This is a genomic window from Micromonospora yasonensis (assembly GCF_026013475.1).
In the GTDB taxonomy this organism is placed as follows: Bacteria; Actinomycetota; Actinomycetes; order Mycobacteriales; family Micromonosporaceae; genus Micromonospora; species Micromonospora yasonensis.
In genome coordinates this window covers 1-19,999 of record NZ_JAPDPH010000132.1, presented here as the reverse complement: position 1 = coordinate 19,999, position 19,999 = coordinate 1, and the positions used below count along the sequence as shown (strand labels likewise).

Here is a 19,999-nt window from a genome sequence, read left to right as displayed (position 1 = left end):
CCTGCTCAGCGAGCCGTACGCGACCGGCACCGCCGGCACGCTGCTGCGCGCCGGCCGGGCGCTCACCGCCGCGGGCGTCGCCGGCGCGCTGGCCGGCCGCCGCAGCCGGCTGCTCTCCGCGCTCTCCGGCGGCGCCCTGCTGGCCGCCTCGGTCTGTACCCGGTTCGGCATCTTCCACGGCGGCATCGCCTCGGCACAGGACCCGAAGTACACCGTGATCCCGCAACGGGAACGCGCGCAGCGGCGGGAAGGCGGTGCACCGGACGCCAGCGGGCCGGGCACCGGCTCGAATCCGGGGGCAGGCACGTAACCGGCGCCGGCTGCCCACCGCGCCCGGCCGCTCGCGACCCCACCGGGGCACCGGCCGCCCCTCCGCAGGCGGCGGGAGATCGCATGTGGTTAAGTGCTGGTGGAGGCGTTCAGGCGGCTGGTGCCCCTCCCGGTCTTCAAAACCGGTGTGGTCCGGGACCCGGGCCAGGCGGGTTCGATTCCCGTCCGTCTCCGCCAAGCAGATTCTGGGGTTCCGCCTCTGCGAGGCCTGCCAGGGGGTGACCCGATGCGTGACGCCGACCCGCGACGGCGGGTGCCGCGCACCGACGCGCTGCTCGCCGACCCCGGGCTGGCCGCCGCCGTCGGCGCGCTCGGCCGCGACCGGGTGAAGGCCGCCGTCGTCCGCGCCCAGCAGCGGGCCCGCACCGGCGAGATCACGCCCGACGAGGTACGCGACGCCGCCCTGGCCGACCTGCCCACGCCGGTTCCCCCCGTGGTGCTCAACGCCACCGGCGTGCTGCTACACACCAACCTCGGCCGGGCCCCGCTCTCCGCCGCCGCCGTCGAGGCCCTCGTCGCCGCCGCCGGGCACACCGACGTGGAACTGGACCTGCGGACCGGCAGCCGGGCCCGGCGTGGCCGGGACGCGCTCGCCGCGCTCGCCGCCGCGGTGCCCGACGCGCCGGCCGTGCACGTGGTCAACAACGGCGCCGCCGCCCTGGTGCTGGCGGCCACCGCCCTGGCCGCCGACCGGGAGATCGTGGTCAGCCGCGGCGAGCTGGTCGAGATTGGCGACGGCTTCCGCCTGCCCGACCTGCTGGAGAGCACCGGGGCGCGGCTGCGCGAGGTCGGCACCACCAACCGCACCACCCTCGCCGACTACGCCGCGGCGGTGGGACCGCGCACCGGTTTCGTGCTCAAGGTGCACCCGTCGAACTTCGTGGTCCGCGGCTTCACCTCGGCGGTGCCGGTCCGGCAGCTGGCCACCCTCGGCGTGCCGGTGGTCGCCGACATCGGCTCCGGGCTGCTCGCCCCCGACCCGCTGCTGCCCGACGAGCCGGACGCCGCCAGCACCCTGCGGGCCGGCGCCCACCTGGTCACCGCCAGCGGCGACAAGCTGCTCGGCGGCCCTCAGGCCGGGCTGCTGCTCGGCGCCGCCGACCTGGTCGAGCAGCTGCGCCGACATCCCCTCGCGCGGGCGCTGCGGGTCGACAAGCTCACCCTGGCCGCGCTCGCCGCCACCCTGCACGGCCCGACCACGCCCACCCGGCAGGCGCTGTACGCCGACCCGGCCGCGCTGCGCGCGCGCACCGAGCGGCTGCGCGACCGGCTCGGCGAGGACGGCTGCAAGGCCGAGGTGGTGCCCAGCGCCGCCGTGGTCGGCGGCGGCGGCGCCCCCGGGGTGGAACTCGACTCCTGGGCGCTGAGCCTGCCCGAGCGGTACGCCGAGCCGCTGCGCACCGGCGAACCGCCCATCCTCGGCCGGGTGCTGCACGGCCGGCTCCTGCTCGACCTGCGCTGCGTACCGCCGGACGCCGACGGGGCCGTCCGCGCGGCGGTGCTGCGGGTCGGTGGTTGACCGTGTGGGTCGTCGCGACCGCCGGGCACGTCGACCACGGCAAGTCCACCCTGGTGCGGGCGCTGACCGGGATGGAACCCGACCGCTGGGCGGAGGAACGCCGCCGGGGCATGACCATCGACCTCGGCTTCGCTTGGACCACGCTGCCCTCCGGTGGCACTGTCGCGTTCGTGGACGTGCCCGGGCACGAGCGGTTCGTGCCGAACATGCTCGCCGGGGTCGGCCCGGTCCCGGCCGCGCTGATCGTGGTCGGTGCCGACGAGGGCTGGATGCCGCAGTCCGCCGAGCACCTGGCCGCCCTGGACGCGCTCGGGGTGTCGTACGGGCTGCTGGCGGTGACCCGCGCCGACCTGGCCGACCCGGAGCCGGCGTTGGCCCGGGCGGGCAAGGAGATCGCGGCGACCTCGCTCGGTGAGGTGGAGGCGGTGCCGGTCAGCGGCGCCACCGGGGCCGGCCTGCCCGAGCTGCGCGCGGCCCTGGACCGGCTGGTGGCCCGGCTGCCCGCCCCCGCGCTCGATGCCCCGGTGCGGCTCTGGGTGGACCGCTCGTTCACCATCCGGGGCAGCGGCACCGTGGTCACCGGCACCCTCGGTGGCGGCCGGCTGCGCGTCGGCGACCAGCTCGAACTGGCCGCCACCGGCGAGCCGGTCCGGGTCCGGGGCCTGCACTCGCTGAACGCCGCCCGGAGCGAGGTCGACGCGGTGGCCCGGGTCGCGGTGAACCTGCGCGGGGTGTCCCGCGAGCGCATCGCCCGGGGCGACGCCCTGCTCAGCCGGGGCCGGTTCCGGCTGGCGGACCTGCTCGACGTCCGGCTCGCCGGGGACCGGGCCGCCGACCTGCCGGCCACCCTCACCCTGCACGTGGGCTCCGCCGCCGTGCCGGTACGTGTCCGTCCGCTCGGTCCGGACACCGTCCGGCTGCGGCTGGCCCGCCCACTGCCGTTGCTGATCGGCGACCGGGCCCTGCTGCGTGATCCCGGTCGGCACCACGTGGCCGGCGGGGTGACGGTGCTGGACGTGGACCCGCCGCCGCTGCGCCGGCGCGGCGCGGCCGCCGCCCGGGCCGCCGTCCTCGCCGCGCTCGACGGCCGGCCGGACCTGGCCGGGGAACTGCGCCGGCGGCGCCTCGTGCGGGCCGGCGAACTGGCCCGGATGGGGGTGACCGGCACCGCGACCCCGGTCGCCGGGGACTGGCTGGCCGACCCCGACCACTGGCGGGCCCTGGGTGGGCGACTCACCGAGGAGGTCGCCCGGTACGCAGGGGAACACCCCCTCGAACCGGGCGTGCCGGTCGACGTGCTGCGCCGGCGTCTCGCGCTGCCCGACCGGGCCCTGGTCGAGGCGCTGCTGCGGCCCCCGCTGCGGCTGCGGTCCGGCCGGGTCACCGCCGCCGCGGCCGACGGCCTGCCCGAACCGGTCGCCCGCGCGGTCGAGCGGGTCCGCGCCGAGTACGGCGACCGCCCGTTCCAGGCCCCCGAGGCGCACCGCCTCGCCGACCTCGGCCTCGGCCCCCGGGAGATCGGCGCGGCCGTGCGGGCCGGCGCCCTGCTGAAGCTCGCCGAGAACGTGGTGCTGCTGCCGGGCGCCCTCGACGACGCGATCCGGGTGCTCGCCCGGCTGCCGCAGCCGTTCACCCTCAGCGCCGCCCGGCAGGCCCTCGGCACCACCCGGCGGGTGGCGGTGCCGCTGCTGGAGCTGCTGGACCGGCGGGGCGCCACCCGCCGGCTGCCGGACGACGCCCGTGAGGTGGTGACCCCGCTCCGCTGACCGAAGTGGCGTCGGTGGGCGTACGCCGTCACCTACGGTGACGCCATGGACCCTTCCGCGGTCTGGCGGGACAAGAACCACCGGTGGCGGATCGAGGCGTACCGGGCACCGGACCTGCGGTTCGCCGTCTTCGCCACGAACGGGACCACCGAGTCCGCGCCGCTGTGGCTGTTCGGGATGGCCGCGCTGGCTCGGTGGTTGATGACCCACGCGATCTCCCTGGACGACCTGGAGAACGACTGATGGCCGGCCAGTTCGTCCTGGTGCTGGTCCTCGTCCTGGTCAACGCGGCCCTCTCCGGCAGCGAGATGGCGTTGGTGACGTTGCGCGAGGGGCAGCTGCGCCGGCTGGCCCGGGCCGGCCGGTCCGGGGCGCGGCTGGTCCGGCTGGCCCGGGAGCCCAACCGCTTCCTGGCCACCATCCAGCTCGGCATCACCCTGGCCGGGTTCCTCGCCTCGGCGGCCGCAGCGGTGTCCCTGGCGCAGCCGCTGGCCGGCCTGCTCGGCTTCCTCGGCCGGGCCGCGCACCCGATCGCCGTGCTGTTGGTGACCGTCGCGCTGACCTTTGTCACGCTGGTCGTCGGCGAGCTGGCTCCGAAGCGGCTGGCGATGCAGTCGGCGGAACGCTGGGCGCTGGTCAGCGCCGCGCCGCTGGACCTGCTGGCCAGGCTGTCCCGGCCCGCGGTGTGGCTGCTCAGTCGTGCCACCGACCTGCTGGTCCGGCTGGCCGGCGGTGATCCCCGGGCCAGCCGGCAGGAGATGACCGAGGAGGAGCTGCGGGAGCTGCTGGTCAGCCAGCGCGGGCTGTCGGCACAGCAGCGGGAGATCCTGGCTGGCGCGTTCGACATCGCCGGTCGTACCCTGCGGGAGATCCTCGTCACCCGTCGGGACGTGACCGTGCTGCCCGCTGCGATGCCGGCGGCGGAGGCGATCCGCCAGCTGGCCGCCGCCGGCCGCTCCCGCGCGCCCGTGGTCGGCCCCGGCGGCCTGGACGACGTACGCGGGGTGGTGCACATCCGCGACCTGGTCGACGCCGACGGGGCGAGCACCGGGCAGCGGTCCCGGCCGCCCGTGCTGCTGCCCGGCACCCTGCCGGTCGCCGATGCCATGCGGCAGCTGCGCCAGCGGCACGAGCAGCTCGCCCTGGTGGTCGACGAGTACGGCGGCATCGACGGCCTGGTCACCATGGAGGACCTGCTCGAGGAGGTCGTCGGCGAGCTGTACGACGAGACCGACCCGGAGGTGCGTCGGGCGGTCCGGGAGCCGGACGGAGCCTTGCTGCTGCCCGGGGACTTCCCGCTCTACGACCTGCCCGACGCCGGGGTGCGGCTCACCTTCCCGCTGTCCCGCGAGTACACCACCGTGGCCGGCCTGGTGATGGCCGGCCTGGGCCGGGTGCCCACCGGGCCGGGGGAGCGGGTCCGGCTGCCCGGGCTCACCGTCGAGGTGGTCGAGATGTCCGGTCGGGCCATCCGCCGGGTCCGGCTGCGTGGTCCCGCCGCCGGTGGCCCGGAGGAGTGACGCCGACCTCGGACGGGGGAACGCGTCGCGAAACCGCCCGAACCGGCGCGGAGGGTACGTACCGTACGGGTCGTGAGGGACCGTGGGTTTCGGGTGTTCGTTGCGCTGCTCGTCGGGCTCGCTGTCATCTATTTCGGGGCCACCGGTCACCGCGCGAACGGCGGCGAGGGCGGCGGGATCTCCGGCGGCGTGATCCTGCTCGCCCTGCTCGCCGCCGCGGTGGCCTGGCACCTGACCAAGCCCGGCCCAGCCAAGTAGTCAGCCGCTGGGAACGAGGGCTCACCGGGTTGCGGCAGCCATACGGCTGACCTCGCCCGCCGACTCCGCGCCGAGCGCCACCCGGACCAGCGCCGACGCCAACCGCCCGAACTCGCCCTCGCCGACCAGCCCGGCCAGCCCGGTCGGATTCGCCGGCAGGCCCAGCCGCCGCGCTCCGGCCAGCGTCCGGCGATCGGCGTACGGGCGCAGGTCCGGCCAGACCGTCTGCGCCTCGCGCAGGAAGATGTCCGCCCCGGTGGGGCCGATGCCCGGAAACTCGGTCAGCAGCCGGCGCAGCACCGTCCGGTCCCCGTCCGCCTCCTTGTGCATCCGGCGCAGGTCCCCGTGCCAGCGGTCCAGGCAGAGCCGGGCACCGGTGCCGAGCATGGTGGCGGTCCGCTCGTCGTAGCGCCGATAGTGGCCCCGGCCGAGCGCGTCGACCCGGTCCTGCCAGCTCGCCGCCTCCATCGCCTGCGGGGTGCGGTAGCCGGCGGCGAAGAGCTCCCGGCCCGCGGCGAGCGCCACCGAGGCCCGGATCCGGGTGCTCAGCAGCGTGGTGAGCACCAGCAGCTGGTAGAGCGGCCCCGGCCGGTCGGCCAGCGAGATCCCGGCCTCCTCGGCGTACGTGCGGCCCTGCCGGTCCAGCAGCACCCGGGCCACCTTCCGATCGTTCGGCATCTCTGCCGGTTACCCCCACCGGGCCGGTCCAGACGCGCCGACCCTGCCGGAATGCGCTCGGCGGCGGCGGGTACCCGGATGAGGTGCGCGGCCGACGTCGCGTGCTCCCACCGGGAAGGAGAGACCTGTGGTCAAGCCGCAGCAGGAGGAGCTCCGCCGCAACGACAAGGGCGCGACGAGCCAGGACAGCCGCGAGGGCATGCAGGTGAGCGGGCATCCCCGCAACAAGGGCACGTCCAACGCGGACGTCGGGCGACCGGTCCCGAAGGGGCAGGTGTCGCCGTACGGCCCGGCGAGTCAGCCGGTGGCCGAGGACGAGAGCGAACGGCGGGGCTAACGCCCCCGCCGCGACGGCGACCGCAGCCTCCGCAAGGTGGCCGCGGTCGCCATTCCGTACGCCAGGTGCGGCACGATGTCCGACACCCAGTCGCTGCGCCGCCAGGTCCGGGGGTTGCTGACGCCCAGCGCGGCGATCGACCCGTCGGTGGTGGCCATCACGCCGCTGCCGAGCAGCCCTGCCGCGAGGGGCAGCGGTAGCCGGCGCCGCGCGGCCAGGAAGCCGAAGGCGGCACCGGCGGCGATGCCCGTGGCGTACCCGAGAAGGGCTCCGAGCCCGGAGCGGCGGTTGGTCGCCTGCTGCTCGGGCCCGAGGTCGACATGCGCGGCGCTCGCCAGCCGGCCCGCGGTCTCGTCTGGTGCGCTGCTCGCCGGGCGGGCCCGGACCACCATGTCCAGGTAGCTCACCACGTTCAAGGCGGCGGTGCCGACGGCGCCAGCGATGGCGCCGTCGACCACTGGTGCGGCCCTCACTTCGGGTCGCCCGGTTCGCGCTCGCCCTTGGGGCCGAACGTCCGCTCGCCCCGGACGATGCCGCGCTGGCCGCGATCGTCCTGCAGGATCCGGTTCGCGACCTGGTTCGCCTCCTGGTCGGCGGCGCGTCCGGAATTCTCGATCAGATCGCGCAGCCGCGCCCGTTCCTTGTCGTACGCGTTGCTGCCCGGCCGTGGTCCTGGCATCCCTGCCTCCTCCGGTCGCAGTGGTTACCCGGCCGTGTACCCGCCCCGGACGGGGCCAACCGTTCACCCGGGGGAGCGGACCACGGCGACCGGACAGTCGGCGTGGTGCAGCACGCCCTGGCTCACCGAACCGAGGAGCAATCCGGTCAGCTCGCTGCGGCCCTGCGCGCCGACCACGACCAACTGGGCCGTGCGGGAGGCCTCGGTGAGCACCGGGACCGGGCGGCCGTGCACCACCTCCCGGGTCACCGGCACCTCCGGCCAGCGCTCGTCGAGCCCGGTGAGCGACTCGGCCAGGATCCGGTCCTCCTCGCCGCGCAGCTGACCCTCCTCGTAGACCAGCGGTTGCATGTCGCCGGGACCGCTGGAGGCCGGGTGGGTGTAGGCGTGCACGCCGTGCAGCCGGGTGGCCCGGATCGCCGCCTCCCCGGCGGCGAACTCCACCGCCGCCCGGGACAGCGCCGACCCGTCCACCCCGACCACCACCGGGCCCGTGGTGCGGTCCGCGCCGCGCGCCACCAGCACCGGGCAGTCCGCGTAGGCGGCGACCTGGATCGCCACCGAGCCGACCACCAGGGCGGCGAAGCCGCCGAGCCCCCGGTCGCCGACCACGATCATGGCGGCGGTGGGTGCTTCACCGAGCAGCGCCGCCGACGCCTCACCGTCGATGATCTCTCCGGAGACCGGCAGCCCGGGCACTGCGGCCTTCGCCTCGGCCACGGCCGCGGCGACGAGCTCCTCCGCCTGGTGCCGCAGGCCGCTGCCGGGCGGTCCCCCGGCTGGCGCGGTCACCGGTACGCGCAGCAGCGGCCAGATGAACCCGTGCACCACCCGCAGCGGCCGGTGCCGTCGGGTGGCCTCGGCGGCGGCCAGGCGGACGGCCCGCAGGGCCGGCTCCGAGCCGTCCACGCCGACCACCACCGCCGCGCCGTTCGCCGAGTTCACCCCGTACCTCCCTGGCCGCCGGACGCTCGCGGCCAGTATCCCGGCCCGGGTGCGCTCCCCGGGGCGATACCGCCGGAGCCGACCCGTCGGTACGCTGACCTCCGTCGCCCGAGGAAGGGAGCTTCGTCGATGGCCGAGGCCGACCAGCCGAGCACCGCCCGCATGATCGACTTCTGGCTCGGCGGCGAGCACCACTTCCCGGTCGACGTGGCCGCGGCCCGGGCCTTCGAGACCGCGTACGGTCCCTGTGCGGCGATCTTCCGCTCGTTGCGCGACTTCCTCGGCCGGGTCGTCCGGTCGATCGCCGACGCCGGGGCGGACGGCTTCCTGGTGTTCGGCGCCGGGGTTCCGGCGCAGGGCAACGTGCATGAGGTGGCCAGCGAGGCCACCGTGCTCTACACCGACGTGGACCCGGTGACCATCCGGCTCGGCCAGCGCCTGCTCGCCGCGAGCGACCGGGCGGGGTATGGCTTCGGCGACGCCACCGACCTCGGCACCATCGACCCGGCCCAGCTGCACCGGTTCGTGCCGGGATGGGGGAGGAGACCGGTCGGGGTGGTCTTCCTCGGGCTGGCCGCCTTCCTGGACGACGCCACGCTGGCCCGCACCCTCGACGAGCTGTACGAGGCGACCGCACCGGGCAGCTTCCTGGCGATCGACTTCGACAGCGAGGAGCTGACCGGATACCCGGAGGCCCTGGCCATGATGGGACCGGCGTTTCGGATGCGGCCCCCGGCGGCCTTCGCGCCGCTGCTCGGGCGCTGGCAGCCGACGGCCGACGGCATCGTGCCGGTCGCCGAGTGGCGCGTCGCGGGCAGGCCCGCGGCGGTGCCGGACGCCTTCTACGGCGCCCTGGCCACGAAGCCCGCCTCCTGAGCACCCCACCGGCCGGGTCCCGGCCGGCGTGACGAGACCTCGTGATCCGCGGGGTGTCCGGCGGCGTGGCCGCGTCCACTCTGTTCGCGCCGGTCGAGCGGCCTGGCGACGAGGGCGGTCGCCCGTGCGCGGGTGGGTGGGAGCCGGCGCGTCGGTGGGTCGGCCGTGCTTCGTATGATGCTTGCCCCATAGCAATAGTCGCTTCGGAGGATGAGCATGCCGCACGGGCCCGGACAGGTGGCGCGCGCACTGCGCGCGGCGCCGCCCGACCAGTTGGCGGAGACCGCCGACCGGGAGCTGCGTGCCATGCTCGGCGCCGCGCGGACCGAGGTGTTCATCGCCGACTACCGGTTCAGCGGGCTCTGGCCGGTGCTCGACCCGAGCCTGCCCGACGGCGGCTCACTGACCGGTCAGGGTATGGCGCAGCGCTGCTTCAGCAGCCAGCAGCCCGTGCTGGACACCGGCGAGGGCGGCCGTTGCCGGGCCTACCTGCCGCTGTCGGTCTGGGGTGAGCGGCTCGGGGTGCTGCTGGTCGAGCTACCGGAGTCCCCGACGGCGGCGGCCGTCGCGGCGGTCCGCGACGTCGCCGACGAGCTGGCGGTGGCGATGCGGGCCGCCGACCGGGAGACCGACCGCTACCGGCGGGCCCGTCGGCGGGAGCGGCTCAGCATGGCCGCCGAGATGCAGTGGGACCTGCTACCCGGCCGCAGTGTGACGCACGGCGACTTCGTGCTGGCCGGGCAGCTGGAGCCGGCGTACACGGTGGGCGGTGACCATTTCGACTGGTCGGTCGACGGGGACCGGCTCACCGTGACGGTGCTCAACGGCACCGGCAGCGGTCTGGCCGCCTCGCTGCTCACCGCGGTCACCGTGAACGCCGTGCGCAACGCCCGGCGCTCGGGCGGCAGCCTGGTGGAGCAGGCCGAGCTCGCCTCGGACACCATCTTCTACCAGCACCGGGGAGGCCGGCACGTGGCGACGCTGCTGCTGGAGCTGGACACCCGGCGCGGCCTGGCGCGGGCGGTGGACGCCGGTTCGCCGCACGTGCTGCGCCTGCGCGGCGGCACGGTCAGCCCGATCCCGCTGGAGCAGCAGCTGCCGCTCGGCATGTTCGCCGAGACCCGCTACGACGTGCAGGAGTTCGCCATGGCACCGGGGGACCGGCTGTTCGTGGTCAGTGACGGGGTGTACGCGGCGGAGCCGGATGGCCGGGAGCCCTACGGAGAAGGGGCCATGGCGCGCGCGATGCGGTCCACTCGGTTGCAGCCGGCGACCGAAGCAGTTGGTACGGTGATGCGCGAACTGCACGCGTACCACGCCGACGCGGATCTCCGCGACGACGCGGTCGTCGTCTGCCTGGACTGGCGCGGTTCCAGCCCGGTTGACGACGCGGGCGGGCGGTAACCGAACCGGCGGGGAAACACGAGCGGGACGATCGCAGGGGACAGCGGGTGGAGCGACCTCCGAATCTTGCCGCGGCCATCGATGCGGCTGCCGAGGCGCTCATCGGTGTGCTCGACTCCGCCACCGCGCGGCACAACGTGGTGTCCCCGACCCAGCTGCGCGTCCTCTCGCTGATCGTCGCCCACCCGCAGAGCAACGTGAACCGGCTCGCCGAACTGCTGGACGTGGTGCCGTCCTCGGCGAGCCGGCTCTGTGACCGGTTGGAGGCGGTCGGCCTGCTGCGTCGGGTGGCCGATCCCCGTGACCGGCGTGAGGTGCGCCTGGTTCCCACCGCCGCAGCGGAGACGCTGTTGCGGGAGCTGAAGGAGCGGCGTCATCAGGCGGTCCAGTCGGTGCTGGACCGGATGCCCCACCGGACGCAGCACGAGCTGCTGCTGGCCCTGGCAGCATTCAGCCAGGCGGCGGCCGTGAGTGCCGGCAACGACTCCACCGCCCGTACGGCCTGACTCCCACCTCGCCCACCGCGGTCTCCGGTTGCTCCACACCACTCAGCTAGTGTCCTAGGATGCATTACGGATGGTGTGGCCCCGCACACCCGACACAGGTCCACGACGCGGAAGGCACGGCCCCGGGCGAGCCGACGCGGCCCGATATAGTGGCAGCGCAACTGGCGGCCCACGATCTCGTCGATCGTGGGCCGCATCGGGGAGGTCCCAGCCCGGGATCGCAGAGGGCGCCGGCGCTGACCGGCCGGCAACGCGCACGAGCCTGGAGCGGCCGATCACGGTCGGCCGCCGGAACGTGCTGCGAAGGGAGGGTTCGGTGTCGCGTCGGCCGGCTCCGTCGGAGCATCCGACTCCGGGCGGTACGGCGGCAGTCGTGGGAGACGGTGTCCTCACCCTGCCCAACCTGATCAGCTTCGTCCGGCTCGTCGGCGTGCCGCTCTTCCTCTACCTCTTCCTGGTGGCGCACGCCGACGTCGCGGCGATCGTGGTGCTCGCGGTGGGTGGCACCAGCGACTGGGTGGACGGCTGGGTGGCGCGGCGACTGCAGCAGGTCAGCCGGCTGGGAGAGCTGCTCGACCCGCTCGCCGACCGGCTCTACATCCTGGCCACGCTGCTGGCGTTCACCGCGCGGGACATCGTGCCGTGGCAGTTCACCACGGCGCTGCTGGCCCGCGAGCTGCTGCTGCTCGGGTCGCTGGGCGTGTTGCGGCGGTACGGGTACGGCCCGCCGCCGGTGCACTACGTGGGCAAGACGGCCACCTTCCTGCTGTTGGCGGCATTCCCGGTCCTGCTGCTGGCCGCCGCCGCGCCGCCGACCGCGGCCACCGTGGCCGGCGCGATCGGCTGGGGGCTGGCCTGGTGGGGCCTGGTGCTCTACTGGGTGGCCGGGGCGATGTACGTGGTGCAGGCCAGCCGCCTGGTACGGGCGATGCGGGCCCGGCGTGCGGGGGCGGCGGCATGAGCGCGCCGACCCGGGAGGGCCGGGACCCGTCGGCGCGGGTGTACGAGCCGGACTTCCTCACCGAGCTGTTCCGCAATCCGCTCGATCCGGGGTACGCCGACGCGGCGGCCCGGCGCCAACGGGTGCCGCTGTCGCGGCTGCGCCGGCTGTTGGGGCGCCCGGTCAGCCTGGTGGTGATCGTGGCGATCGGGTTCCTGTTCGCGGTGGCGTACCGGGAGACGATGGCCGAGGAGCCGGGTCGGGCGAAGGCCCGGGCCGGGCTGATCTCGGAGATCAAGCAGCGTGAGGCCGAGACGGACCGGCTGACCGCCCGCGCGGACCAGTTGCGCGAGGAGGTGAGCCGGCAGCGCGATGCGGCGCTGAGCGGTTCGCAGGCGTCGCGGTTGCGGAACCTGGAGGCGGGGACCGGGCTGGGGCGGGTGCGCGGTGACGGCGTGGTGGTGCGGTTGGCCGACGCCGCCCAGGACAAGGACGCGGTGACGGGCGCGGACGCGGGTCCTTCCCGGGTGCTCTACTCCGACCTGCAGAAGGTGGCGAACGCGTTGTGGGGGGCGGGTGCCGAGGCGGTGGCGATCAACGGGCAGAGGTTGACGGCTACCTCGACGATCCGGTCCGCGGGTGAGGCGATCCTGGTGGACTATCGCCCGGTGACGAGCCCGTACGAGGTGTCGGCGATCGGTCCGGGGTCGATGCGGGACCGGTTCGACGGCAGCCGGGCGGCGAGCCTGATGCGGGAGGTGGCGAAGTCCACCGGGTTGTCGTTCGGGGTGAAGAACGCGGACAACCTCACCCTGCCGGCCGCGCCGCAGCCGCGGCTACGCTACGCCGAGCCCTCGGTGAGTCCGAGCCCGTCGCCGTCGGGTTCGGGTGTCGCCGGTTCGACCAGTCCGGGGCCGTCCGGTTCGCGGACGTCTCCCAGCCCCTCCGGAGGTGGCCGATGATCGCGGTGCTGGCGTTGCTCGCCGGCGTGGTGCTCGGGGTGTATCTGGACCCCACCGTGCCCGCGGCGTTGCAGCCGTACCTGCCGATCGCCGTGGTGGCGGCGCTCGACGCGGTGTTCGGCGGCGTGCGGGCGAAGCTGGACAGGATCTTCGACGACAAGCAGTTCGTGGTGTCGTTCATCTCGAACGTGCTGGTGGCGGGCCTGATCGTGTACCTGGGTGATCAGCTCGGGGTGGGTGGTCAGTTGTCCACCGGTGTGGTGGTCGTGCTCGGGGTGCGCATTTTCGGAAACGTGGCGGCGATCCGTCGGCACCTGTTCCGGGCGTAGGTTGAGGGCGATGAGCGAGGAGCACAGGGAGACGGGGACGGGTTGGCCGCAGCCGGCGGAGCCGGGGCGGCCGACGGGTCCGGCGGGTGAGCCGGATCCTCGCCCGGACGCGCCCGATCCGGACGAGTTGAGCCCGTTGGCGCCTGCGGAGCCGGCTGAGCGTGAGGTGGACGAGCGCGAGTCGGTGGAGCGGGAGACGGATGTGCCGCCGGTGGAGGAGTCGGCGGGTGACGGGCCGGACGCGGCGGCGAGGAAGGTGCCGGCGGCGCGGCGGTGGACGTCGGCGGGCGGGATGATCGCGGTGTTGTTGGCGTTGCTGGGGTTCACTCTGGTGGTGCAGTTGAAGACGACGTCGACGGATTCGGCGCTGGCGGGCACCCGGGAGGAGGACCTGGTCCGGATCTCGTCGGATCTGGATTCGCGGGAGCGGCGGCTGCGGCAGGACATCGAGGCGTTGGAGGAGAGCCAGCGTCAGTTGCGTTCGGGTGAGCAGGGTCGGCAGGCGGCGTTGGACGAGGCCACGCGGCGGGCGGACGAGCTGGGGATCCTGGCGGGTACGTTGCCGGCGGTGGGGCCGGGTCTGACGGTGCGGTTCGAGGGGTCGGACAAGGCGATCTCGTCGGCGCGGGTGCTGGACGCGGTGCAGGAGTTGCGGGGCGCGGGCGCGGAGGCGATGCAGATCGCGGGGTCGGACGGGGCGGCGGTGCGGATCATCGCGTCGACGTATTTCGTGGATGCCGGTGGTGGCGGTCTGGTGGTGGACGGGCGGCGGTTGGGTGGTCCGTTCACGATCACGGTGATCGGGGATCCGGCGACGATGCGTACGGCGTTGAACATTCCCGGCGGGGTGGTCGCATCGGTGGCGGATGCCGGCGGTAACGTGATCGTCGAGGATCGTGAGGCTGTGGAGGTTTCGCAGCTGCACGCGCCGATCAAGCTGGAACACGCCCGGCCGGTTTCCTGACCGGTTGCGGCTCGCGCCGGTTTCCCCCCGGTGCACCGATGGATGAAGGACGCAGCTGGTGATTCCTGAGGATCTGCGGTACACCGCCGAGCACGAGTGGGTGGCCGGTGGTGACGGTGGTGCCGTCCGGGTCGGTATCACGCACTTCGCGCAGGACGCCCTGGGTGACATTGTGTTCGTGCAGTTGCCGGACGAGGGTGCGGTGGTGGCGGCGGGTGAGCCGCTGGGTGAGATCGAGTCGACGAAGAGCGTGTCGGAGATCTACGCGCCGTTGAGTGGCACGGTGGCGGCGCGCAACGAGGCGTTGGCCGACACCCCTGAGGTGATCAACACGGATCCGTACGGTGCGGGGTGGTTGTTGGAGATCACTCCGGATGATCCGGCCGCGGTCGAGGGTTTGCTGACCGCTGGTGCGTACCGCGAGCTCACTGAGAGCTGAGTTGTCGTGCCGGGCGGGCGGCTGTCTCCGCGCGTCCGGTTGCCCTGCATTCTCGGCGCTGGCTAGGCTCGCCCAGTCGACCGAGAACCCAATAGTTGAGCGTCGTGGAATGCGCCTTCCCGGGCACGGGGAGCCAGCCGCCGGGTGTGTGTCTTGCCCGGCGGCCAGACCCGCCATTACTCGACGCCGACCGAACAGATCCGTGAGGTGGTCCCCATGACGCGGCCAGACGACGAGTTCCCCCCGCTCGACGTCACTTCGACGCTCAATCTCGGTTCGCTTGACGAAGTGCTGGAGGGGCCGGACACCGATGTGGTGCCGAGCCGGATGTCCGGTTCGTTGCCGCCGGGTATGGCGCTGCTGGTGGTTCGTCGGGGTCCGAATGCTGGTGCCCGGTTCCTGTTGGATCATGATGTGACGACGAGTGGGCGGCACCCCGACAGTGACATTTTCCTCGACGATGTGACGGTTTCTCGGCGGCACGCCGAGTTCCATCGGGATGGTGGCACGTTCACGGTGCGGGACGTGGGCAGCCTGAACGGCACGTACGTGAACCGGGAGCGGGTCGAGGCGGCCACGTTGAGCAATGGTGACGAGGTGCAGATCGGTAAGTTCCGGGTGGTGTTCATCGCCGGTCCGCGTCCGGAGGAGGAGGCCGGCCGGGGGTGAACGAGCCTGCGGCTTCGACGCCGTCCGGGGCGGCGCGTTCCACACCGCTGATGAGTATCGGTGAGGTGTTGGCGCAGCTGCGGGTGGAGTTCCCGGATGTCACGATCTCGAAGTTGCGGTTTCTGGAGGCCGAGGGCCTGGTGGAGCCGCAGCGGACGGCGTCGGGGTATCGGAAGTACAGCTGGGACGATGTGGCGCGGTTGCGGTTCGTGTTGACCGCGCAGCGGGACCAGTATCTGCCGTTGCGGGTGATCCGTGACCAGTTGGCGGAGTGGGACGCGTCGGGTGTGGCGCCGGGGCGGCAGCGGCCGACGTTGGTGGCGGTGGGTTCCGGTGGTGAGGTGCCGGGTCGGGAGGTGGAGGAGTCCGTCGAGTCGTCGGAGGTGCGGCTGGGGCGGGCTGATCTGGTTTCCCGGAGCGGGATCGACGAGTCGACGTTGGTGGAGTTGGAGCGGCTCGGCGTGCTGGTGTCCGATCCGCCGGGGTGGTACGACGCGGATGCGTTGATCATCGCGCGGGCGGTGGCGGGGTTGGCGGCGTACGGGTTGGAGCCGCGGCATCTGCGGGGTTACCGGACGGCGGCGGATCGGGAAGTGGGTCTGTTCGCGCAGTTGGTGGCTCCGCTGGCGCGGCAGAGTGATCCGGCGGCGCGGGCCCGGGCGGCGGAGACGGCGCGGGAGTTGGTGGCGTTGTCGCAGCAGTTGCACGCGGCTCTGGTCCGGGTGGGGCTGCGGTCGACGTTGGGTCGTTGAGGTGTGGTGGGGCCGGGTGTCGTGGGGGCGCCCGGCCCTGTGCCGTCCGCTGGATGCGGAAAGATCTGGGCCGGGAAGCGTGTCGTAGGCTTGCCGGGGTAACCCTTCTCTGGCGGGGCGTGGTGCACGTAGCGCATGGGACTCTTGTGTCGCGGTCCGTGTACCGTGCAGGGAAGGGCGCGGTGCTAAAGGCGACGACGACACGGAGGCGGCGGTGCGCGAGCTGAGCGTGGTCGGAGTTCGGGTGGAGTTGCCCAGCAACCAGCCGATCGTCCTGCTGCGGGAGGTCGAGGGGGACCGCTATCTGCCGATCTGGATCGGCGCGGTCGAGGCGACGGCGATCGCCTACGAGCAGCAGGGGGTCAAGCCGGCGCGTCCGTTGACGCATGACCTGTTGCGGGACGTGTTGGCGGCGTTGCAGGCGCCGTTGCGGGCGGTGGAGATCACCGAGCTGAAGGAGAACGTCTTCTACGCCGATCTGTTGATCGGTGATGGGGTGCGGGTGTCGGCGCGGCCGAGCGATTCCATCGCGTTGGCGTTGCGGGTCGGGGCTCCGATTCGTTGTGCCGAGCAGGTCCTCAGTGAGGCGGGGATCGTGATCCCGGACGAGCAGGAGGACGAGGTGGAGAAGTTCCGGGAGTTCCTGGAGCAGGTGCGTCCGGAGGACTTCGCGGGCTGAGTGGTGCCGGGCCGGTGGGCCCGATGGGTGTGGCGGTGGTTGCCACGGTGGGTGGTGGCGGGCCGGCGTTGGTGATCTTCCTGGTGGCTGCGCGGCGTGTCGTGGTGCTTCCTGCTCGGTAAGTCCTGGGGGCCGCTATAGGGTTGCGGTTGTCGAGGGGTGCGCGTACGGGGAGACGACGTGTCACCGCACGGGCGGGGAGGTTGTCCGGATGCACGAGCCGCGAGGTCCTGGTCCGAGTTCGGAGCAGCAACCGGGTGTGGTGCCCGAGCCGGTGGGTGACGGCGAGGTGGGTTACCGGGGTGTGACCGCCTGTTCCGCGGTGGGCATCAGTTATCGGCAGTTGGATTACTGGGCCCGCACTGGTCTGGTGGTGCCGAGTGTGCGGGACGCGTCGGGGTCGGGGACGTCCCGGCTGTATTCCTTCCGCGACCTGGTGGTGTTGAAGGTCGTGAAGCGGCTGCTGGACGCCGGGGTGTCGTTGCAGAACATCCGTAAGGCGATCGAGGCGTTGCGGTCGCGTGGGGTCGAGGACCTGGCGGGCATCACGTTGATCTCCGACGGGACGTCGGTGTACGAGTGCCGGTCGCCGGAGGAGGTGGTCGACCTGTTGCAGGGCGGCCAGGGGGTGTTCGGCATCGCGATCGGCGGGGCGTTCAAGGAGATCCAGGGTTCGCTGTCGCTGCTGCCGGCGGAGCCGGTGGGTGGGTCGGAGCCGGCGGCGCCGGCTGCCGAGTCGGCGGAGCCGGTGGGGGACGAGTTGGCGGCGCGGAGGGCGCGTCGTCGGGCTGGTTGATCCGCTCGTCGTCCGTTCGTGGGCCGCGACGCGCCCAAATGGGTACGTCGTGGTCCACTTTTTTGGTTACTGGGCGTGTCCGTCGGTCTGTTCGCGTGGCGGCGACCCACGGGACCGGTTGCGGTGCCGGGCTCGCAGGGGCGGAGTCGGGCGTGTTCGCAGGTGGCGGCGTGAGTCGGGGGCGTTCGGGGCGGCCGGTCGGACGCTGTCCGAAAGGGACCGTTCGCAGGTTGGCGATCGCGGGTAGTCCACGCAGCGTGGCGGTGTGAGCGCCGGATGCCATCGGCTTCCTCCCGATGTTGACTGTCCGTAGTTGACGGTTGTCGGGAATCGGATAGGGCAGGGGTGAACCGTTCGGGCGAGCACGCTATGGTCCGACACGGTCGCTTGCGCGTGGCCGTTCTGGCGGATCGCCTGCGGCGCGCGCCGGCTGCCGCTGCCCCTCCGCGGTCCCGGCCGCGTAACCCCCTCCGGAAGGAAATGACCATGACGGTGATGGAAGAGACCACCCCGCTGTCGCACTACGAGCGGATCGGCGGTGCCGCCGCGGTGAAGGCGGCCGTGGAGCTGTTCTACGACAAGGTGCTGGCCGACCCGGAGCTGGCCGGCTACTTCGTCGACGTGAACCTGCCCGAGCAGCGGCGTCACCTGGCGCTCATGCTGGCGGTGGTGCTCGGCGGCCCCAACGAGTACGCCGGCCGCGGGCTGGCCGAGGCGCACCGGCCGCTGAACATTCCGCCGGCGCACTACGCGATGGTCGGTGAGCACCTGACGACGACGCTGTCCGAGCTGGGCGTGCCGGCGGACATCATCGCTGACGTGCAGGTCGTGCTGGGCCAGGTGAAGGATCAGGTCGTGTCGGTGGGGAACGCCTGAGCGTGGACGCGGCACGGCTCAAGCAGAGCTGGTCCCTGGTCGCTGCGCACGGCGACCAGGTGCCGCTCTACTTCTACTCGACGCTGTTCCTGGCGCACCCGGAGACGCGGCCGATGTTCCCCACGAACATGGCCGGTCAGCGGGACCGCCTGGTGAGCGCGTTGGGGCACATCGTGTCCCACGTGGACCAGGTGGACCGGCTCGTCGGGTTCCTGCAGGAACTCGGCGCCGACCACCGCAAGTTCGCGGTACGCGCCGAGCACTATCCGGCGGTCGGTGAGGCGCTGGTGGCCACGCTGCGGCACTTCCTCGGGGAGGAGTGGACCGATGAGCTGGCCGCAGACTGGACGGCCGCGTACGGGCTGGTCTCGCAGGTGATGATCGAGGCGGCGCAGGCCGCGGAGTCGGTGTCCCCGCCGTGGTGGGTGGCCGAGATCCTCGGGCATGAGCGGCGCACGTTCGACGTGGCGGTGCTGACGGTGCGGCCGCAGTACCTGTTGCCGTTCACCCCCGGCCAGTCGATCGGGGTGTCCCACCCGGCGGCGCGGTCGTGGCGGTACTACTCGCCGGCGAACGCCCCCCGCCCGGACGGGACGCTGGAGCTGCACGTGCGGGCCACGCCGGGTGGTGTGGTGTCGTCGCGGCTGGTGTACGGGTGCGCGGTCGGTGACCAGATCCACCTGGCCTCGCCGGTGGGCGACCGGTTGACGTTGTGGCCGGCCGGGTCGTCGGATCTGCTGCTGCTGGCCGGCGGCACCGGCTGGGCGCCGGTTAAGGCCCTGGTCGAGCAGGTCGCGGCCGAGGGCCCGGGACGCCGGGTGGACCTGTACGTGGGGGCGCGGTCCCGGATGGAGTTCTACGACAACGACGCGATCGACAAGCTGGCCGCGTCGTATCCGTGGTTGACGGTCACCTACGTGGTCGGGATGGATCCGCTGAGTCCGGGCGACTTCGTCGGGGTGGCGGACCGGGCCCTCGCCGACGGCGACTGGCGGTCCCGGCACGTGTACATCTGTGGTTCCGATGAGATGGTGAGCCACTCGGTGGCGGCGCTGACCCGGGCGGGTTACCACGCCAGTCAGCTGCACCACGAGGGCTTCGGCAAGCACTGGTACGGGCCGATGTGGCGGACCGCAACCGCCCCTGACGAATCCGGAGGTGTCCGGTGAGCGCGACGCCGATCAGCAGGTACGAGAGCGGCCAGTTCTCCGGCGGCGCGCAGATCCGCCTGTCCGCGGACCGGGTCCGCCGGTGGGAGTTCGGCAGCGCGTCGTTCACCCGGCGCGGTTACGACCACGCCGACGTGGACCGGTTCAAGATGCAGGTGGCCGACGAGCTGGACCTGCTGGCCACGCAGATCGCGAACTTGCGGGCGGAGACCGAGCGGCTGCAGGACCATCTGGAGCTGCACCGGCACGGGGTGATCCCGAGCACCGACCCGACCGCGACCCTGCCGGCGGCCAAGGAGGTCAACCTGCTGTCGGCGGCGCAGCGGGAGGCCGAGCAGATCATCGCCCAGGCGCACGACTACGCCCGGCGGGTCGCCGAGTACGCCCAGATGCAGTACGAGAGCTACATGCGCGCGGCGGCGGAGGAGGCGAAGCAGGAGGCCGAGCGGGCGGTGGCGCAGTACCGCAGTACCGCCGGCGCGGACTTCGACGACTCGGTGGCCACCCGGGAGGCGCTGCGGATCTTCGGCGAGATGATGATCTCGCACATGCGGGCGGCGGCACGGCACCTGGACGACGGCAGTGAGCAGCTGGCCCGGACGATGG

At 73.3% G+C, this 19,999-nt stretch carries 25 protein-coding genes, 1 tRNA gene and 1 pseudogene; 23 read left to right on the top strand and 4 right to left on the bottom strand.

All coding sequences use genetic code 11. From position 1 onward, the window contains the following. The 7 genes and pseudogenes from ONA70_RS23645 to ONA70_RS23615 form a co-directional block, all read left to right on the top strand. Window positions 1-310: pseudogene (locus ONA70_RS23645) on the top strand (NrfD/PsrC family molybdoenzyme membrane anchor subunit); the annotation flags it as partial. A gap of 101 nt (window positions 311-411) precedes the next feature. Then, window positions 412-507 (top strand) — tRNA-Sec (locus tag ONA70_RS23640). 49 nt (window positions 508-556) lie between these two features. Further along, a complete protein-coding gene (selA, locus tag ONA70_RS23635) occupies window positions 557-1,849 on the top strand; it encodes an L-seryl-tRNA(Sec) selenium transferase (protein ID WP_265008664.1) in 1,293 nt (430 codons plus the stop codon). A 2-nt stretch (window positions 1,850-1,851) separates the two neighbouring features. After that, window positions 1,852-3,615, top strand: coding sequence for a selenocysteine-specific translation elongation factor (gene selB / locus ONA70_RS23630; RefSeq protein ID WP_265008663.1), 1,764 nt, complete (start codon window positions 1,852-1,854; stop codon window positions 3,613-3,615). Window positions 3,616-3,660: 45 nt separating this feature from the next. Continuing rightward, window positions 3,661-3,858: a hypothetical protein gene (locus ONA70_RS23625; protein WP_265008662.1), complete on the top strand. Its 198-nt coding sequence runs from the start codon at window positions 3,661-3,663 to the stop codon at window positions 3,856-3,858. After that, window positions 3,858-5,135, top strand: coding sequence for a hemolysin family protein (locus ONA70_RS23620; RefSeq protein WP_265008661.1), 1,278 nt, complete (start codon window positions 3,858-3,860; stop codon window positions 5,133-5,135). Before ONA70_RS23625 ends, ONA70_RS23620 begins: the two co-directional genes overlap by 1 nt. Window positions 5,136-5,207: 72 nt before the next feature. Further along, entirely contained in the window at window positions 5,208-5,393 is a 186-nt protein-coding gene (locus tag ONA70_RS23615; RefSeq protein WP_265008660.1) for a hypothetical protein, read from the top strand. A gap of 21 nt (window positions 5,394-5,414) precedes the next feature. Here the strand turns inward: ONA70_RS23615 and ONA70_RS23610 are convergent, their stop codons facing one another. Further along, window positions 5,415-6,071 (bottom strand): HhH-GDP family DNA glycosylase, encoded by a 657-nt coding sequence (locus ONA70_RS23610; RefSeq protein WP_265008659.1) that lies wholly within the window; start codon window positions 6,069-6,071, stop codon window positions 5,415-5,417. Window positions 6,072-6,198: 127 nt separating this feature from the next. Between ONA70_RS23610 and ONA70_RS23605 the strand changes: the two genes are divergently transcribed. Beyond that, entirely contained in the window at window positions 6,199-6,408 is a 210-nt protein-coding gene (locus tag ONA70_RS23605) for a hypothetical protein (RefSeq protein ID WP_265008658.1), read from the top strand. Here the strand turns inward: ONA70_RS23605 and ONA70_RS23600 are convergent. The 3 genes from ONA70_RS23600 to ONA70_RS23590 form a co-directional block, all read right to left on the bottom strand. Beyond that, window positions 6,405-6,881, bottom strand: coding sequence for a hypothetical protein (locus tag ONA70_RS23600; protein ID WP_265008657.1), 477 nt, complete (start codon window positions 6,879-6,881; stop codon window positions 6,405-6,407). The two genes, ONA70_RS23605 and ONA70_RS23600, sit on opposite strands and share 4 nt — an antisense overlap. After that, complete coding sequence (locus tag ONA70_RS23595) at window positions 6,878-7,087, bottom strand: phosphatidylethanolamine-binding protein (protein ID WP_073833194.1); 210 nt, start codon at window positions 7,085-7,087, stop codon at window positions 6,878-6,880. The genes ONA70_RS23600 and ONA70_RS23595 overlap by 4 nt, the downstream gene beginning before the upstream one ends. A 63-nt stretch (window positions 7,088-7,150) precedes the next feature. Beyond that, the gene (locus ONA70_RS23590; protein ID WP_265008656.1) at window positions 7,151-8,032 is read right to left on the bottom strand and encodes a universal stress protein; all 882 of its coding nucleotides are present in this window, start codon (window positions 8,030-8,032) and stop codon (window positions 7,151-7,153) included. A 129-nt stretch (window positions 8,033-8,161) separates the two neighbouring features. Between ONA70_RS23590 and ONA70_RS23585 the strand changes: the two genes are divergently transcribed. The 15 genes from ONA70_RS23585 to ONA70_RS23515 all read left to right on the top strand — a co-directional run. Continuing rightward, window positions 8,162-8,908 carry an SAM-dependent methyltransferase gene (locus ONA70_RS23585; protein WP_265008655.1) on the top strand — a complete coding sequence of 249 codons (747 nt, stop codon included), beginning with the start codon at window positions 8,162-8,164 and terminating at the stop codon, window positions 8,906-8,908. 210 nt (window positions 8,909-9,118) lie between these two features. Further along, window positions 9,119-10,312 (top strand): PP2C family protein-serine/threonine phosphatase, encoded by a 1,194-nt coding sequence (locus ONA70_RS23580; RefSeq protein WP_406601235.1) that lies wholly within the window; start codon window positions 9,119-9,121, stop codon window positions 10,310-10,312. A gap of 47 nt (window positions 10,313-10,359) precedes the next feature. Beyond that, window positions 10,360-10,818, top strand: a complete 459-nt coding sequence (locus ONA70_RS23575) for a MarR family transcriptional regulator (protein WP_265008654.1) — start codon at window positions 10,360-10,362, stop codon at window positions 10,816-10,818. Between the two features lie 316 nt (window positions 10,819-11,134). Continuing rightward, window positions 11,135-11,779 carry a CDP-alcohol phosphatidyltransferase family protein gene (locus ONA70_RS23570; protein ID WP_406601234.1) on the top strand — a complete coding sequence of 215 codons (645 nt, stop codon included), beginning with the start codon at window positions 11,135-11,137 and terminating at the stop codon, window positions 11,777-11,779. Continuing rightward, a complete protein-coding gene (locus ONA70_RS23565; RefSeq protein WP_265008652.1) occupies window positions 11,776-12,720 on the top strand; it encodes a DUF881 domain-containing protein in 945 nt (314 codons plus the stop codon). The genes ONA70_RS23570 and ONA70_RS23565 overlap by 4 nt, the downstream gene beginning before the upstream one ends. Continuing rightward, a complete protein-coding gene (locus ONA70_RS23560) occupies window positions 12,717-13,049 on the top strand; it encodes a small basic family protein (RefSeq protein WP_007071104.1) in 333 nt (110 codons plus the stop codon). Before ONA70_RS23565 ends, ONA70_RS23560 begins: the two co-directional genes overlap by 4 nt. 10 nt (window positions 13,050-13,059) lie before the next feature. Then, window positions 13,060-14,013 (top strand): DUF881 domain-containing protein, encoded by a 954-nt coding sequence (locus tag ONA70_RS23555; RefSeq protein WP_265008651.1) that lies wholly within the window; start codon window positions 13,060-13,062, stop codon window positions 14,011-14,013. A 58-nt stretch (window positions 14,014-14,071) separates the two neighbouring features. Further along, window positions 14,072-14,452, top strand: a complete 381-nt coding sequence (gcvH, locus tag ONA70_RS23550) for a glycine cleavage system protein GcvH (protein ID WP_265008650.1) — start codon at window positions 14,072-14,074, stop codon at window positions 14,450-14,452. A 216-nt stretch (window positions 14,453-14,668) separates the two neighbouring features. Beyond that, window positions 14,669-15,121 (top strand): oxoglutarate dehydrogenase inhibitor Odhl, encoded by a 453-nt coding sequence (gene odhI, locus ONA70_RS23545; RefSeq protein WP_007071101.1) that lies wholly within the window; start codon window positions 14,669-14,671, stop codon window positions 15,119-15,121. 50 nt (window positions 15,122-15,171) lie between these two features. Further along, on the top strand, window positions 15,172-15,873 hold the full coding sequence (gene ftsR / locus ONA70_RS23540; protein WP_265008649.1) for a transcriptional regulator FtsR: 702 nt from the start codon (window positions 15,172-15,174) through the stop codon (window positions 15,871-15,873). A 214-nt stretch (window positions 15,874-16,087) separates the two neighbouring features. Then, window positions 16,088-16,552 carry a bifunctional nuclease family protein gene (locus ONA70_RS23535; protein ID WP_073833177.1) on the top strand — a complete coding sequence of 155 codons (465 nt, stop codon included), beginning with the start codon at window positions 16,088-16,090 and terminating at the stop codon, window positions 16,550-16,552. A 211-nt stretch (window positions 16,553-16,763) separates the two neighbouring features. Beyond that, window positions 16,764-17,348 carry a MerR family transcriptional regulator gene (locus ONA70_RS23530; protein WP_265008648.1) on the top strand — a complete coding sequence of 195 codons (585 nt, stop codon included), beginning with the start codon at window positions 16,764-16,766 and terminating at the stop codon, window positions 17,346-17,348. A 486-nt stretch (window positions 17,349-17,834) separates the two neighbouring features. After that, window positions 17,835-18,224: a group I truncated hemoglobin gene (locus ONA70_RS23525; protein ID WP_265008647.1), complete on the top strand. Its 390-nt coding sequence runs from the start codon at window positions 17,835-17,837 to the stop codon at window positions 18,222-18,224. A 2-nt stretch (window positions 18,225-18,226) separates the two neighbouring features. Further along, a complete protein-coding gene (locus ONA70_RS23520; protein ID WP_265008646.1) occupies window positions 18,227-19,393 on the top strand; it encodes a globin domain-containing protein in 1,167 nt (388 codons plus the stop codon). After that, a partial coding sequence (locus ONA70_RS23515) for a DivIVA domain-containing protein (protein ID WP_265008645.1) occupies window positions 19,390-19,999 on the top strand: 610 nt, incomplete at its 3' end. The genes ONA70_RS23520 and ONA70_RS23515, both read left to right, overlap by 4 nt.

Bases quoted from the DNA above. Each gene is read 5' to 3' on its own strand.
- selA (WP_265008664.1), top strand. From the start codon at position 557: ATGCGTGACGCCGACCCGCGACGGCGGGTGCCGCGCACCGACGCGCTG.
- ONA70_RS23625 (WP_265008662.1), top strand. From the start codon at position 3,661: ATGGACCCTTCCGCGGTCTGGCGGGACAAGAACCACCGGTGGCGGATC.
- ONA70_RS23620 (WP_265008661.1), top strand. From the start codon at position 3,858: ATGGCCGGCCAGTTCGTCCTGGTGCTGGTCCTCGTCCTGGTCAACGCG.
- ONA70_RS23610 (WP_265008659.1), bottom strand. From the start codon at position 6,071: ATGCCGAACGATCGGAAGGTGGCCCGGGTGCTGCTGGACCGGCAGGGC.
- ONA70_RS23595 (WP_073833194.1), bottom strand. From the start codon at position 7,087: ATGCCAGGACCACGGCCGGGCAGCAACGCGTACGACAAGGAACGGGCG.
- ONA70_RS23585 (WP_265008655.1), top strand. From the start codon at position 8,162: ATGGCCGAGGCCGACCAGCCGAGCACCGCCCGCATGATCGACTTCTGG.
- ONA70_RS23580 (WP_406601235.1), top strand. From the start codon at position 9,119: ATGAGCATGCCGCACGGGCCCGGACAGGTGGCGCGCGCACTGCGCGCG.
- ONA70_RS23565 (WP_265008652.1), top strand. From the start codon at position 11,776: ATGAGCGCGCCGACCCGGGAGGGCCGGGACCCGTCGGCGCGGGTGTAC.
- ONA70_RS23560 (WP_007071104.1), top strand. From the start codon at position 12,717: ATGATCGCGGTGCTGGCGTTGCTCGCCGGCGTGGTGCTCGGGGTGTAT.
- ONA70_RS23555 (WP_265008651.1), top strand. From the start codon at position 13,060: ATGAGCGAGGAGCACAGGGAGACGGGGACGGGTTGGCCGCAGCCGGCG.
- odhI (WP_007071101.1), top strand. From the start codon at position 14,669: ATGACGCGGCCAGACGACGAGTTCCCCCCGCTCGACGTCACTTCGACG.
- ftsR (WP_265008649.1), top strand. From the start codon at position 15,172: ATGAGTATCGGTGAGGTGTTGGCGCAGCTGCGGGTGGAGTTCCCGGAT.
- ONA70_RS23530 (WP_265008648.1), top strand. From the start codon at position 16,764: ATGCACGAGCCGCGAGGTCCTGGTCCGAGTTCGGAGCAGCAACCGGGT.
- ONA70_RS23525 (WP_265008647.1), top strand. From the start codon at position 17,835: ATGACGGTGATGGAAGAGACCACCCCGCTGTCGCACTACGAGCGGATC.